This window comes from Embleya sp. NPDC055664 (genome assembly GCF_053618075.1).
Genome location: NZ_JBSHGZ010000018.1, coordinates 143,460 through 156,175, shown reverse-complemented (window position 1 = coordinate 156,175; position 12,716 = coordinate 143,460). Strand labels below are relative to the sequence as shown.

At 70.8% G+C, this 12,716-nt stretch carries 13 protein-coding genes and 1 pseudogene; 7 read left to right on the top strand and 7 right to left on the bottom strand.

Translation table 11 applies throughout. From position 1 onward, the window contains the following. Positions 1-24: 24 nt before the first annotated feature. On the bottom strand, positions 25-1,044 hold the full coding sequence (locus ACWGR4_RS26870; RefSeq protein ID WP_452130281.1) for a 1-aminocyclopropane-1-carboxylate deaminase/D-cysteine desulfhydrase: 1,020 nt from the start codon (positions 1,042-1,044) through the stop codon (positions 25-27). A 117-nt stretch (positions 1,045-1,161) separates the two neighbouring features. Here ACWGR4_RS26870 and ACWGR4_RS26865 point away from each other — a divergent pair, with 117 nt between their 5' ends. The 4 genes from ACWGR4_RS26865 to ACWGR4_RS26850 are packed head-to-tail and all read left to right on the top strand — an operon-like array spanning position 1,162 to position 5,217. Further along, positions 1,162-2,244 carry an iron-siderophore ABC transporter substrate-binding protein gene (locus tag ACWGR4_RS26865; RefSeq protein WP_452130280.1) on the top strand — a complete coding sequence of 361 codons (1,083 nt, stop codon included), beginning with the start codon at positions 1,162-1,164 and terminating at the stop codon, positions 2,242-2,244. 20 nt (positions 2,245-2,264) lie between these two features. Further along, positions 2,265-3,281, top strand: a complete 1,017-nt coding sequence (locus ACWGR4_RS26860; RefSeq protein WP_452130279.1) for a FecCD family ABC transporter permease — start codon at positions 2,265-2,267, stop codon at positions 3,279-3,281. Next, positions 3,278-4,366, top strand: coding sequence for a FecCD family ABC transporter permease (locus ACWGR4_RS26855; RefSeq protein ID WP_452130278.1), 1,089 nt, complete (start codon positions 3,278-3,280; stop codon positions 4,364-4,366). The genes ACWGR4_RS26860 and ACWGR4_RS26855 overlap by 4 nt, the downstream gene beginning before the upstream one ends. After that, positions 4,363-5,217: an ABC transporter ATP-binding protein gene (locus ACWGR4_RS26850; RefSeq protein WP_452130277.1), complete on the top strand. Its 855-nt coding sequence runs from the start codon at positions 4,363-4,365 to the stop codon at positions 5,215-5,217. Before ACWGR4_RS26855 ends, ACWGR4_RS26850 begins: the two co-directional genes overlap by 4 nt. Here ACWGR4_RS26850 and ACWGR4_RS26845 read toward each other — a convergent pair. Together ACWGR4_RS26845 and ACWGR4_RS26840 are read right to left on the bottom strand one after the other, a co-directional pair. Then, positions 5,183-5,719, bottom strand: coding sequence for an anthrone oxygenase family protein (locus ACWGR4_RS26845; protein ID WP_452130276.1), 537 nt, complete (start codon positions 5,717-5,719; stop codon positions 5,183-5,185). The genes ACWGR4_RS26850 and ACWGR4_RS26845 overlap by 35 nt on opposite strands. A gap of 275 nt (positions 5,720-5,994) precedes the next feature. Then, the gene (locus ACWGR4_RS26840; protein WP_380000362.1) at positions 5,995-7,188 is read right to left on the bottom strand and encodes an MFS transporter; all 1,194 of its coding nucleotides are present in this window, start codon (positions 7,186-7,188) and stop codon (positions 5,995-5,997) included. Positions 7,189-7,403: 215 nt separating this feature from the next. On the opposite strand from ACWGR4_RS26840, the gene ACWGR4_RS26835 reads away from it, so the two are divergent. Further along, positions 7,404-7,832: a helix-turn-helix domain-containing protein gene (locus ACWGR4_RS26835; protein ID WP_380000360.1), complete on the top strand. Its 429-nt coding sequence runs from the start codon at positions 7,404-7,406 to the stop codon at positions 7,830-7,832. 242 nt (positions 7,833-8,074) lie between these two features. Here the strand turns inward: ACWGR4_RS26835 and ACWGR4_RS26830 are convergent, their stop codons facing one another. From ACWGR4_RS26830 to ACWGR4_RS26815, 4 genes and pseudogenes are all read right to left on the bottom strand, one after another. Further along, complete coding sequence (locus ACWGR4_RS26830) at positions 8,075-8,662, bottom strand: ClpP family protease (RefSeq protein WP_380000358.1); 588 nt, start codon at positions 8,660-8,662, stop codon at positions 8,075-8,077. Continuing rightward, positions 8,659-9,288, bottom strand: coding sequence for a ClpP family protease (locus ACWGR4_RS26825; RefSeq protein WP_380000356.1), 630 nt, complete (start codon positions 9,286-9,288; stop codon positions 8,659-8,661). Before ACWGR4_RS26825 ends, ACWGR4_RS26830 begins: the two co-directional genes overlap by 4 nt. 137 nt (positions 9,289-9,425) lie before the next feature. Then, positions 9,426-9,908, bottom strand: a pseudogene (locus tag ACWGR4_RS26820) (sensor histidine kinase); the annotation flags it as partial. Between the two features lie 123 nt (positions 9,909-10,031). Beyond that, on the bottom strand, positions 10,032-11,237 hold the full coding sequence (locus tag ACWGR4_RS26815; RefSeq protein ID WP_452130275.1) for a trypsin-like serine peptidase: 1,206 nt from the start codon (positions 11,235-11,237) through the stop codon (positions 10,032-10,034). On the opposite strand from ACWGR4_RS26815, the gene ACWGR4_RS26810 reads away from it, so the two are divergent. Then, positions 11,236-11,916 carry a TetR/AcrR family transcriptional regulator gene (locus ACWGR4_RS26810; RefSeq protein ID WP_452130274.1) on the top strand — a complete coding sequence of 227 codons (681 nt, stop codon included), beginning with the start codon at positions 11,236-11,238 and terminating at the stop codon, positions 11,914-11,916. The genes ACWGR4_RS26815 and ACWGR4_RS26810 overlap by 2 nt on opposite strands. A 188-nt stretch (positions 11,917-12,104) precedes the next feature. After that, positions 12,105-12,677 carry a flavin reductase family protein gene (locus tag ACWGR4_RS26805; protein WP_452130273.1) on the top strand — a complete coding sequence of 191 codons (573 nt, stop codon included), beginning with the start codon at positions 12,105-12,107 and terminating at the stop codon, positions 12,675-12,677. Positions 12,678-12,716 lie beyond the last annotated feature (39 nt).

Below are 12,716 nucleotides of genomic sequence, written 5' to 3'. Positions count from 1 at the left end.
CGCCACTCGGCGCCCGCCGGAGGGTCAGCGCGGCCCGTGCGTGTGCAGGTACAACACCGTTCCGTCGCCGAGTCCGCCGCGTGCGTTCAGGTCGCGCAGGGCCGCCAACGCCTTCGCGGTGTAGACCGGTTCGAGTTCCGGGCCGCCGATCCTTCGGCTGTCGCGGATCATGCGTTCGCCCTCCGGTGTCGGATGCCCGTAGCCGGCGCCCAACCATTCGCGGGTCATCGTGACGTCCTCGGGACGCAGGCCCTCGACCCTGAAGTCGCCGGTCCGTCTGCGCAGCAGTCGAGCGGTCTTGTTCGCCATCTTGGTGATCCGCTCGGCATCCAGGGGCAGTTGATCGTTGACCACGACCCCCGTCACGCGGGTGCGCAGGCCGGCCAGGCGCAGTCCGACGGCGAGGCCCGCGGCCGTACCTCCGCTGCCGACCGGGAGCACGACGTGCGACGGTTCGGGGAGTTCGCCCGCGTCGACCTGTACGCCGATCTCCAGGCCGCACTCGACGTACCCGAGCATCCCGACCGGTGACGAGCCGCCGGTCGGCAGGACGTACGCGGGCCTGAACCGGCGGCCGACGAACCGTCCGTGACGCAGGATCAGCCACGGCGCGAGCAGCCTGGTGCGGCGCTTGGTGCGGGTGCGGTGGATCGTCGCCCCGGAGGCCTCGAGCCGCTCCGTCTGCAGGCGCACGTGCTCGTCGACCGGCTGGTCCACCAGAGCGAGCGCGACGTCGAGCCCGTGCGCGCGGGCGAACCGCGCCGTCGCCAACCCGTGGTTGGTGCCCAGCGCCCCGAACGTGAGGATGGTCGGCGACCGCCGCCCCAGCGCCTCGGCGATCACCCACTCCAACTTGCGGACCTTGTTGCCGCCCCAAAGATCGCCGAACCCGCTCTCGTCCTTGATCCACACGTCGGCGGTGCCGTCCGCGAGCCCGGGGAGCCGGCCGACCGGGGTCGGGCGCTCGCCGAGCGGGAGGTAATGGAAGAACGGCGCATCGGGCTGATGCGTGGGAAAACGCTCGTGCAGCAGCGGAGTCTTCACGACATCCAGCCTACGGACCATCGGCGCCGAGGGTGCGTGAAGGAAGATCGAGAGGTTAGCTTAGGCTGTCCTAACAAGCCGCGACATTTTCGGGCTGTACGCAGAAAGAGGTCATCGATGTCTCTCCGGTTCGAGGGCAGGGTTCGCCGCCGATTCGTGGCGCCCGTCGCGGCGGTTGTCATGGCGCTCGTGCTGGGTGCCTGTGGATCGAAGGACGACAAGGACGACAAGTCCGCCGGGACCGATCGCCCCGCCGGGTCCGCGGGTGCCCCCGCCGCCGGCGTCCCCGGTACCTTCCCGGTCAGCATCAAAAGTGCCCTCGGCACCGCCACGATCACCAAGAAGCCCGAGCGGGTCGTGACGCTGGGGCAGGGCTCGGCGGAGACCTCGATCGCGCTGGGGCGGGTCCCCGTCGGCATCGAGAGCTACGCGTGGGGCAGCGACGGGTCCGGCTATCTGCCGTGGATCCACGAGGCGGTCACCAAGTCCGGGGGCAAGCTGCCGAAGCAGTTCAAGGGCGGCGAGGAACTCGACATCGAGGCCGTCGCCGCGCTCGACCCGGACGTCATCCTCGCGCCCTGGTCCGGCATCACGCAGAAGCAGTACGACCTGCTGAAGGACATCGCGCCCACGGTCGCGTACCCCGACAAGGCCTGGAGCACCGACTGGGACCAGCAGATCGACATCGTCGGCAAGGCGCTCGGACAGCCGGACAGGGCCAAGGAGTTGACCGCCGGGATCAAGCAGCAGCTGGCGGACGCGGCGGCGAGCCGGCCGAACTACAAGAACGTCACCTTCTCCTACATCTACACGACCGGCCCCGGCACGCTCGGTGTCTTCAAGCCCGAGGAGCAGCGGGTCTCCGTGGTCTCCTCGCTCGGGCTCAAGGTCGACCCGATCGTGCACACCTTCCCGGAGACCGACGGCACCGACTCGGCGGTCATCGGACTGGAGAACGCCGACAAACTCGCCGCCAGTGACGTCGTCTTCACCTTCTACACCGACGACAAGACGCGCCGTGAGATCGAGGCCCAGCCGCTCTACGCGTCGATTCCGGCGGTCAAGCGCGGCGCCGTCGTGGCGAGCAACGACAACCCGTTCGTCACCGCGTCGTCGATGATCAACCCGCTGACCGTGCCGTGGAGTATCCAGCGCTACCTCCCGCAGATCGACGCGGCGGTCGCCAAGGCCGGCAAGTAGCCCCGACCGAACCGACGCGCATGAAAGCCGACAACGAAGTCGCCGACGGCGGGGTGTTGCGGACCACCGCTCTCCTGATCGGGTGCCTCGTCCTGCTGCTCGTCGCGCTCTTCGCGAGCGTGATGTTCGGCAGCAGGACGACGTCCTTCGGGGACGTGGTCGACGTGCTCACCGGCAACGGCGAGCCGTACCTGACCACCGTGGTCGAGAGCCGCTACCCCCGGACCGCGCTCGGGGTACTCGCCGGCGCGAGTCTGGCCGTGGCCGGCACCCTGATGCAGGGCGTCACCCGAAATCCTCTGGCCGACCCGGGACTTCTGGGCATCAACGCGGGTGCGGCGGCCGGCATCGTGACCGGCACCGCCTTCGCCGGCGCCACCGGCGGCTGGGCGGCCATGTGGTGGGCGCTGCCCGGCGCGCTGCTCGCCGGCGGGTTCGTGCACATCCTGGGCGGGGGCGGCGCGGGCGGCGGCACCGTGCGCCTCGTGCTGGCCGGCGCCGTGCTGTCGGCGGTGCTCGGCGCGTACATCCAGGCGGTCGCGCTCAGCAAACCCAAGGTGTTCGACAGCTACCGCTACTGGGTCGTGGGCGCGCTGGGCGGGCGCGGGTGGGACGTGTTCTGGTCGGTGCTGCCGCTCGCCGGGCTCGGTCTGGCCGCCGCGCTGCTGCTCGGCCCCGGGCTGAACGCCCTTGCCCTGGGCGACGACTCGGCCACCGCGCTGGGCGGCAACCCGGCCGTACTGCGTGCCGGCGGTCTGGCCGCGGCCACCGTCGCGAGCGCCGCGGCGACCGCCGCCGTGGGCCCGATCGCCTTCGTCGGCTTGGGAGTTCCGCACATCGTGCGGGCCATGGTCGGCACCGACTTCCGACGCCAGATCGCCTTTGCGGCTCTGCTCGGACCGGCCCTGCTGCTCCTCGCCGACGTGCTGGGCCGGGTCCTGCTCCGCCCCCAGGAGTTGATGGTGGGCGTGGTCACGGCCTTTGTGGGCGCGCCGGCGCTCCTGGTCGCGGTACGGCGCATGCGGCCGGCGACATGAGCACGGTCGAGGCCGAACTCGAAGGCGGTGCGGGTGTGTCGGTCGAGGTGCGTCGGCCGCGCGGCCATCTGCGGATCGGGAACCTGGTTGCGCTGCCCGTACGCGGGGTCACCGTGCTCGCGGCGATCGTCGTACTCGTGCTGACCGTCGCGGCGGCCGTCGCCACGCTGACCCTGGGGCGGCTCGGGATCGCGCCCGGCGACCTGCTGCCGGCGATCTTCGGCGGTGCGGAGGGCAAGGAGAAGTTCGTCCTGAACCGGTTGCGCGGGCCGCGGCTCGTGGTGTGCCTGGGTGCGGGAGCGGCGTTCGGGTTGTCGGGCGCGCTGTTCCAGACGGCCACCCGCAATCCGCTGGCCAGTCCGGACGTGATCGGGCTCGCGAGTGGCGCGGGCGCGGGTGCGGCGATCTTCGCGCTCGCCATGCCCGGCGGCGCGCCCGTGTGGCTGGGCGCGTTGCTCGGGGCGACCGGCGCGATGGGCATCGTGTACCTGGCCACCGGTACCGGGTTCCGTGACCCGGGGCGGCTGGTCGTCGCCGGGATCGGGGTGGCCGCGATCGGGACGGCGATCACCCAGTACGTGGTCTACGTCGTCGAGCGGGACAAGGCGAGCGCGCTGAGCGCGTACGTCAACGGCAGTGTCGCGGCCCGCTCCTGGGACGACGCCACGACCATCGGCCTGGTCCTGCTCGTGGTGGCCGTCCCGGCCGTGGTCCTGTCCCGGCACCTGGATCTCGGCGAGATGGGCGACGAGGTGGCCCGCTCGCTCGGCGGCAACCCGGGCCGGGCCCGAACCTGCGCGGTGGTCCTGGCCATCGTGCTCTCCGCGGGCGCCGTCACCGTGGCCGGTCCGGTGGCCTTCATCGCGCTCACCGCGCCGCAGATCGCCCGCCGGCTGACCCGCGGATCCGGTCCGCACCTGGTGCTCTCCACCCTGGTCGGGATGTTGCTGCTGACCGTCGCCGACCTGGCCGCCCAGCAACTGCCGTACGTCGAACCGCTTCCCGTCGGCATCTACACCCTCGCCTTCGGCGGGGCCTACCTCGGATTCCTACTGACCCGCGAGTGGAGGAGTGGTCGACTGTGACCGCCGAACCGGCCCCGACGTTCGTCGGGCTGAGCGCCCGCGACGTGACCCTGTCGTACGGTCGCATCCCCGTCGTCGAGGGCGTCGACCTCGACCTCCCCGACGGCGGCCTCACCGTGATCGTGGGCCCCAACGGCTGCGGCAAGTCCACGCTGCTCAAGTCGTTCGCCCGGGTGCTGCGTCCCGTCGGCGGCACGATCACCCTCGCCGGTCGGGACGTACACGCATACCGGGGACGGGAGTTCGCCCGCAAGGTGGCGCTGCTGCCGCAGAGCCCGATCGCCCCCGAGGGCATCACGGTGCGCGGCCTGGTCCGCCGCGGCCGATACCCGCACCACACGCTGCTGCGCCAGTGGTCCCCGGACGACGATCGCGCGATCGCCTTCGCCCTCGACCGCACCGGCCTCGCCGACCTGGCGGACACCCCGGTGGGCGACCTGTCCGGCGGGCAGCGGCAACGGGCGTGGATCGCGATGGTGCTCGCCCAGCAGACCCCGGTGATCCTGCTCGACGAGCCGACCACCTTCCTGGATATCGCGCATCAGTACGAACTCCTGGAGCTGTGCGCCGAGTTGAACCACGAGGGCCGCACGATCGCGGCCGTCCTGCACGATCTCGACCAGGCCGCCCGCTTCGCCTCGAACCTGATCGTGATGAAGTCCGGCCGCATCGTCGCCGAGGGCCCACCCGACGCGGTCCTGACCGCCGAACGTGTCCACGACGTCTTCGCCCTCCCCTGCGACATCACCCGGGACCCGATCACCGGAACCCCCAAGGTCATTCCCCATGCCCGCACCCCGCGGAGCGGTTCGGGCGTCATGCCGAGCGGCGGTACAGTCGCACGGCCTTGACCATGGCGACGGCGGCGGCGGTGGACAGCACGGCGCGGATGCCGTTCCAGATGTTCCAGGTGGTCTCGAAGTCGGTGCGGGTCTTGGTGGGGTCGGCGCTGCCGGCGTGGGCGAGCATCTGGTTGAGGGGGACGTTGATGCCCGAGGTGGTCAGGACCGTGGTGGTGTAGAGGGCCAGGGCGGCGAGGGCCCACTTCATGGCGGTGCCGCCGCCGAGCTTGCGGAGCTTCCAGGCGGCGACGGCGGGGGCGGCCATGGCAGCGGTGAAGACCGCGAAGAACAGCGGGTTCTCGATGCCGGTGTTGATGTTCTGCATGGTGGTCACGAAGTCGGCGTCGCTCTTGGTGCCGAGCCAGGGCATCACGCCCGCGGAGAAGACGACGTAGGTGCCGGCCATCAGGGTGTTGGTGACGGCGCCGGCGGTCAGCCAGCGGCCGACGGTCTTGTGGGTGCGGGCCGTGGCGGTCGAGGCGGCGGCGAGCGTGTGGTCGATGGCAGCCATGATGAACTCCCTTGTGACGGTGGGGTGTTGGGTGTCGGAGCGGTGGCTTTCCCTGGTGCTCCGCCGTGCCGTTCTTTCCGACACCTCAAGATTCGCGGGTGCGCCGGCTTCGAACAACGGCGGATCACGCAACCACGATTAACCCTCGTGTTATCCATCCGGCCGCTGTCTTCGCGAGGCGTGGAACGCCGTGTGGCCCGCCGAGGATTTCGGCGGGCCACACGACGTTTCGATGGATGGGCGGGAGGTTGGACCACAACCGCCCTCCCGGGCGTTCAGCTGCGCCTCGTGCGCCACATGGCCAGGGAGGTCAGCGCGGTCAGGACGGCGCCGGCGAGCAGGATGCCGGTGGGGGAGATGGCGTCGACCACGATGCCGCCGAGCAGTGCGCCGAGGGCGATGGCCAGGTTGAACATCGAGGTGTTGAGGGCGGTCGCGGCCTCGGTGTCCTCGGCGGCCGAGGAGCGCAGGATCCAGGTCTGCACGCTCACCGGCACGCCGCCGAAGGCCAGGCCCCACAGCAGGAGCATCACCGCGCCGCTGACCCGGGTGGTGCCCAGGAGCGGGAACAGGGCCAGGACACCGGCCAGTACCGCGCTGATCGCCACGATCGTGCCGCGCAGGTTGCGGGCCGCGGCGGTGCCGGCGAGGAAGTTGCCCGCGATGCCGGCGATGCCGAAGCCGAGCAGCAGGGGGCCGACCATGCCCTTGTCCAGACCGGAGACGTCCTCCAGGACCGGACCGACGAAGGTGAAGGCGGCGAAGTGGCCGCTGACCAGGAGGAAGGTGGCCAGCACGCCGGTACGCACGGCCGGGTTGCGGAACTGGGCGGGCAGGGCGCGCAGTCGCACCGGTTCGCCGGCCGGGATCGGCGGGACCAGGAAGACCAGCGCGGTGATCACGAGCAGGCCGAGCGCGGCGACGGACAGGAAGGCCACACGCCACGTGGCGAGGTTGCCGATCAGGGTTCCGGCGGGCACGCCGAGGACGTTGGCGGCGGTGGCGCCGCCGAAGGTGATCGCCACGGCGCGGGGGATGTGCGCCTCGGGCACGAGGCGGACGGCGAGGCCGGCCGCGAGGGCCCAGAACCCGCCGATGCCGATGCCGACCAGGAACCGGGTGGCCAGCAGGACGGCGAAGTTCGGGGCGAACGCCGAGCCGAGGGTGGCCACGACCATCAGGGTGATCAGCGCGAGGAGGACCAACCGGCGGTCGAGTCGGCCGATCAGGACGGGAAGTATCGGCGCGGTCGCGGCGGCGACCAGGCCCGGGATGGTGACCATGAGGCCGGCCAGGCCCTCGGACACCCCGAGCGATCCGCCTACGGAGGTCAGCAGGCCGACCGGGAGTTGTTCGACAGTCACCACGGAGAACGTGCCGACCGCGAGGGCGATCACGGCGAGCCAGCGCTTGAGCGAAACCGTCGAGGTGGTGTTGGTGGTGGTCGGATCGGATGGGGCGGTGGTCATGACGGGCTCCCTCTGAGCGCCTGGTGTGTCTTAGCGCTAAGAGAAAACCACGAAACTCGGTGAACGTCAACTTAATGAACGTTGAGATAAATCGGCGGCCGGCGCCCCCATGAGCGGCCCGCCGGGGGCAACCGACGGACACCCCGCGCGGCTCGCCGATTTCGCCCGCGGCGGACAACGCGGAAACGGCGCGGGGTCGCGGCCTACGATGAACCATGGCCGAGACCGCTCCACCGCTTTCGCCCCGCACCGACGACAAGGCACGCCTCGCGCCGGCGCCCGCGCACCTCGCGCCCGCGCCCGCCGCGCCCGCGCCGACGGCCGCGCCTCGCCGCCCGGCCCCCGTTCCGGACCGCGAGCCGCTGTGGCGACACGTGCTCGGCGAACACCTGCGATCGTTGCGCCACGAACGCGGCGAAACCCTAGCCGAGACGGCCGGCCGGGCCGGTCTGTCGCCGCAATACCTCTCCGAGGTGGAGCGTGGCATCAAGGAGCCGTCGAGCGAGATGATCGCCGCCCTCGGTGGCGCGCTCGACGTGACCCTCGGCGACCTGACCATCGCCGTCGCCGACATCCTGACGCGCGCCCGCCCGACGGGCCGTTCCGCCCCGGTGTGCCGCGCCGCGTTCGGCCTGGCGGCCTGACCGCACGCCCTTACGGCGCCGGCGCGTGTCTTCAGACCCCTGCCGAGCTCCACGACGCCCGGCACCGCACCTCACCGCCCCGGAGAAACAGGCGAATCAAACCACGATGCACCTGCTTCTCCGGCACGCCGATGCACGGCATCCGCCCTTCGGGCTCCTCGCTGCGCTCACGCCGCAACGCCCGACGGGGGCTGAAGACTCGCGCTGGGGCGCGCCGGGCCGGTTACGTCGGTGTCAGCGCGTCACCGCTCCTCCAGCACCATGTCGATCAGGCCGTACTCCTTCGCGCCCTCGGCGGTGAAGACCCGGTCGTGATCGGTGTCCGCGCGCAGGGTGGCCGTGCTGTTGCCGGTGTGCCGGGACAGGATCTGCTCGATGTCCGCCCGCACCCGCACCACTTCGTCGGCCTGCAGGATCAGATCCGGGATGGTGCCGCGACCCTGCGCGGCGGGCTGGTGCAGCACCACCCGCGCGTGCGGCAGCGCGGCGCGCTTGCCCGGCGCGCCGGCCGCGAGCAACACCGCGCCGACCGCGACCGCCTGGCCGACACACGTGGTGGCGATCTCAGAGCGCACATACCGCATCGTGTCGTAGATCGCCAGCATCGCGCTGGGGTCGCCGCCCTCGCAGTTGATGTAGAACTGGATCTCGCGGTCCTGGTTGTCCGCCTCCAGGAACAACAACTGCGCGACGAGCGCGTTGGCCACGCCCGCGTCGATCGCGGTGCCGAGGTAGACGACGCGCTCCGCCAGCAGATGCGAATACACGTCCATGATGCGCTCGCCGCGCGAGTCGCGGGTGATCACGTTCGGAATGGCGTAGGTGCTCATGACAGGGTCCCCTGGAAGCCGGCGTTGGTGGTGAGGCGGCGCGGGCCGCGCGGCGCGATCTCGGCGAAGTCCGCCACGATCGAGTCGATGAAGCCGTAGTCGAGCGCTTCGCGCGCGGTGTACCAGCGATCGTGGAGCGAGTCCTCGAAGATGCGCTCGGCCGGCTGCCCGGTGTCCTCCGCGATCAGGCCGAGCACCGTGTCGCGGGTGTGCCGAAGGTCGTTGGCCTGCAACTCGATGTCGACGGCCGTGCCGCCGATGCCCGCGGAGCCCTGGTGCATCAGCACCCGGGAGTGCGGGAGCGCCCGGCGTTTGCCGCGGGTGCCCGCCGAGAGCAGGAACTGGCCCGCGCTGTACGCGATTCCGAGCACCAGCGTGGATACGTCGCACGGGATCACCCGCATGACGTCGCGGATCGCGAGCATCGCCGGCACCGAGCCACCGGGCGAATGGATCCACAGCGCGATGTCGGCCTTCGGGTCCTCTGCCGCCAGGGTCAGCAACTGCGTGGTGAGCAGCGTGCCGTTGTCGTCGTCCAACGGTCCGTCGAGCAGCAGCACGCGCTGCGTGTACAGGTCGCGTCGGGTGTGTTCGAGGAGGATGGGGCTCTTCGGGTCGTCGCTCATGTCTCCACCCTGAGCCCTCGGGTCGGGTGGCGACGACCGGATCTGCCGTGAGCGGATCTGCTCATAGCAGATGCCCGAGGCTCGCCCGCGCACGACCCGAACGCGCCTACCGCGTCCGCCGATTCGACCGCGCCGCGCTAGCGCGGCAGTCGGATGGTGAACGTCGAGCCCTCGCCGAGGGTGCTGTGGGCGGTGACCTCGCCGTCGTGTGCCCGGGTGAGGCGCTGGACGATCGCCAGGCCCAGGCCGGTGCCGCCGGTGCGGCGGTTGCGGGACTTGTCCGCGCGCCAGAACCGATCGAACACGTGCGGCAGGTCGTCTCGCGCGATGCCCGTCCCGGTGTCCGTCACCTCGAACACGACCGCCGACCCGTCCTCGCGGGCATGCACCGTCACCCGTCCGCCCGCCGGCGTGTGGCGTACCGCGTTGGACACCAGATTGCCCACCATCTGCCGCAGCCGCACCGGGTCGGCGCGCAGTACCGCCCCCGGCTCGCCCCGCACCACCAACGCGACGCCGGCCGCCGTGGCCCGGGCCGGATGCGCCGCGACCACCTGCTCCGCAACCTCGTACGGCGACACCGATTCCAGCCGCAACCCGAGCCGGCCCGCGTCGGCCTCGTCATCGGCACCCCATGGCGGTGGAGGCGCTGGGCCGGTCGGCTGACCCCGACGGAAGCCCTGTCCGGTGCCTGAACCCGACGTGCCCCCGGCCGCGTGGCCGGGGGCAGGCCGGTGTGCGGGTCAGACGGTCGCGTTCCGTGCGACGTTGTACATCGCCTGGGTCAGGTCACCGAAGCCGTTGGACATCAGGTACGGGCCGTAGGCCCAGTTCGGGGTGCCGCCGTGCACGATCGCCCAGGCCGCGTCCCACCAGGGGGAGGTGCCGGTGGGGTCGGTGAACCGTGAGGTGACCGCGATCTGGGTGCCGTTACCGGTGGCCGGGTCGAAGTTCATCAGCCACGGGCCGCCGCTGGAGCCGGGTGACATCGCCGAGGCCATGTCGTGCGCGAGGCCGACGGTCGAGTCGGCGATGGTGTCGCCGTGCGCGTACATCAGGGTCCGGCCGTCGAATCCGCGTCGCAGTGAGGGGGCGACGCCGAAGTCGGCGGCGGTGCTGCCGTCGCTGTTCTTCGACCAGTACCAGTTGCGGTTGTTGTCGGTCGGGTAGCCGAACTGGTGCAGCGTCAGCGGGTTGGCGGCCACGCCGAACGCGATGTTCTGGCCGCCGGTGATCTGCTGGATCGGGGTGGGGTCGCCGGGTCGTTCGACGGTGGCCATGGCCACGTCGCCGCCGGACCGGAAGGTGCTGTCACCGTCCCAGGTGGGGGTGATCCAGGCGCGCGTGACACCCCAGACGCCGTACGGGGCGACATCCGTGCCGGGCGGGGGCGCGGTGGAGTCGTCGGTGCCGGTGAAGCGGGGCACGTTCGCGCCGTTGAAGCCGGGGATGAACACCGCGTTGACCACGACGTCGTCGCCGAGCGCGCCCCGCAGATTGGCCGTCACCTTGAAGCAGTGGCCCGCGGTGACGATGGTGCTCCGGTTGGCGGCGGTGATCACGTTGGCCGAGCACGCGGAGGGCACGTACTGGCTCGGGTCGAAAGAATTGCGGTACACCATCAGCAACTTGCCGGTGGTCCGCGACACCGTGCCCTGCCCGGCCCACGGTCGGCTGAGGTCGTCCCAGCCGCCCGGCGGCGGGAACGCGTCGGCGCCGTCGGCATTGAGGCCGTACTCGGCGATCCGCGCCAGGTTCCACCAGTTCACCTCGGTCTGCAACATGCCCGCGTGATTGGCCGGGTCGCCGGTGACCAGGCGCGGCAGTTCGACCGGGGCGGTGTCGTCGGCGCGGGCCGTTGTCGGAGCCGCGAACAACGCGGCGGCGGTGAGCCCGAGTACGCCAACGAGTGTGGTGAACCTGTTGCGTAACGTGCGTCGTAGATACATGAAGTGCTCCACATCCTTTCGAACAGGTGGAAAAACAAAGCCTGTTGCTTTCATGACCGGGCGGTCGGTCATAAGGTGGGCGCGACGGGTCCAACTGTCAAGACGACCAGCCGGTTCGGCCGTCGGGAAGTCGAGGTGGGCGATGGCGCGGCCGGCCGGACCGGGACGCGAGGCGTTGTTGCGCGCTGGGCTCGAAGTCGCAGACACATGCGGACTGTCCAGGATGTCGGTGAACGCCGTGGTGGCCGCGGCCGGCATGGCCAAGGGCAGCTTCTACCAGCACTTCGCGGATCGTCGCGGCTATCTCGTGGCGTTGCACCGCAGATACCACGGCGAGATGGAGGAGCGGGTGCTCGCCGCCGTGGCCGGACTCGCACCCGGCCCCGAACGGGTGATCGCCGGCGTGCACGGCTACCTGGACGCCGGTCTGGCCACGACCGGCACCCGTGCACTGCTGGTCCAGGCCCGCACCGACCCCGACCTGTTCGAGGAGACGCGGGCCCGCAACGCCCGTACCCGGGAGCTGCTCCGGCCCGAACTCGCCGCGCTGGGTTGGGATCCACCGGACGCGATGGCCCACCTGCTCGTCGCGATGGTCTTCGACATCAGCCTCGAGGAATTGTTCGCCGGTCGCCGCGACGACCTGCGCGAGGCATTGCTGGCACTGGTCGTGCGCTGATTTCGGCCGCGCCGATCGGCCGCGGGCGCATCACGATTCGACGTTTGCGGCGAGGCGAAAAACCTCCGCGGGCCGGGAGGCAACTGCGCCCGGGGCCAAAGCCGGCCGGAGGTCTTGGTGGCTCGTGCCAACGCCGCTTTCGGGCCGCTCATTATGCTTCGAGGTGTGGCCAATCGAGGAGTTCGGTGATGGTTGTCCCGTTCGACATGACGGAATTCCGACGCACACTCGGACATCTGCCGACCGGCGTCACGGTGATCACCACCACCGGACCGTTCGGTGGTCCCGTCGGAATGGCGTGCAATTCCTTCGCTTCGGTGTCGTTGACGCCCCCGCTGGTGATGTTCTGCGTGGGCAACGAGTCGTCGACACTGATCGACCTCCGACGCAGCGGCACGTTCTGCGTCAACGTCCTCGGCAGCGACCAGGGACGGTTGTGCCGGCAGTTCGCGGTCAAGGACATCGATCGGTTCGCCGATGTGGGCTGGGCCGAGGCGGCGGCCGGACCGGAACTGTCGGACGCGCTCGCCTGGTTGGCGTGCACGATCGACGTCGAGCACGCCGCCGGTGATCACGTGATCATCGTCGGCAGAGTGAACGCACTACGGGCGAACCGCGACGAGCCCGCGCCGTTGGTGTTCCACCGGGGCAGGTTCGGGTCGTTCCATGAGACGGTGGAACCGCTTGCGGCAACCGGGGTCCCGCCCCGGTCGGGGGCCGGTACCAACGGTCGGACCCCGTCGTCCGTACGGAATACATAGTTCACATGGAGTGCCCTTGTTTCCCGAACCGGATGCCGG

Coding starts and splice junctions, on each gene's coding strand:
- ACWGR4_RS26830 (WP_380000358.1), bottom strand. CDS start 8,662: ATGAGCACCTACGCCATTCCGAACGTGATCACCCGCGACTCGCGCGGC.
- ACWGR4_RS26835 (WP_380000360.1), top strand. CDS start 7,404: ATGGCCGAGACCGCTCCACCGCTTTCGCCCCGCACCGACGACAAGGCA.
- ACWGR4_RS26845 (WP_452130276.1), bottom strand. CDS start 5,719: ATGGCTGCCATCGACCACACGCTCGCCGCCGCCTCGACCGCCACGGCC.
- ACWGR4_RS26860 (WP_452130279.1), top strand. CDS start 2,265: ATGAAAGCCGACAACGAAGTCGCCGACGGCGGGGTGTTGCGGACCACC.
- ACWGR4_RS26810 (WP_452130274.1), top strand. CDS start 11,236: ATGAAGTGCTCCACATCCTTTCGAACAGGTGGAAAAACAAAGCCTGTT.
- ACWGR4_RS26840 (WP_380000362.1), bottom strand. CDS start 7,188: ATGACCACCGCCCCATCCGATCCGACCACCACCAACACCACCTCGACG.
- ACWGR4_RS26805 (WP_452130273.1), top strand. CDS start 12,105: ATGGTTGTCCCGTTCGACATGACGGAATTCCGACGCACACTCGGACAT.
- ACWGR4_RS26815 (WP_452130275.1), bottom strand. CDS start 11,237: ATGTATCTACGACGCACGTTACGCAACAGGTTCACCACACTCGTTGGC.
- ACWGR4_RS26865 (WP_452130280.1), top strand. CDS start 1,162: ATGTCTCTCCGGTTCGAGGGCAGGGTTCGCCGCCGATTCGTGGCGCCC.
- ACWGR4_RS26825 (WP_380000356.1), bottom strand. CDS start 9,288: ATGAGCGACGACCCGAAGAGCCCCATCCTCCTCGAACACACCCGACGC.
- ACWGR4_RS26855 (WP_452130278.1), top strand. CDS start 3,278: ATGAGCACGGTCGAGGCCGAACTCGAAGGCGGTGCGGGTGTGTCGGTC.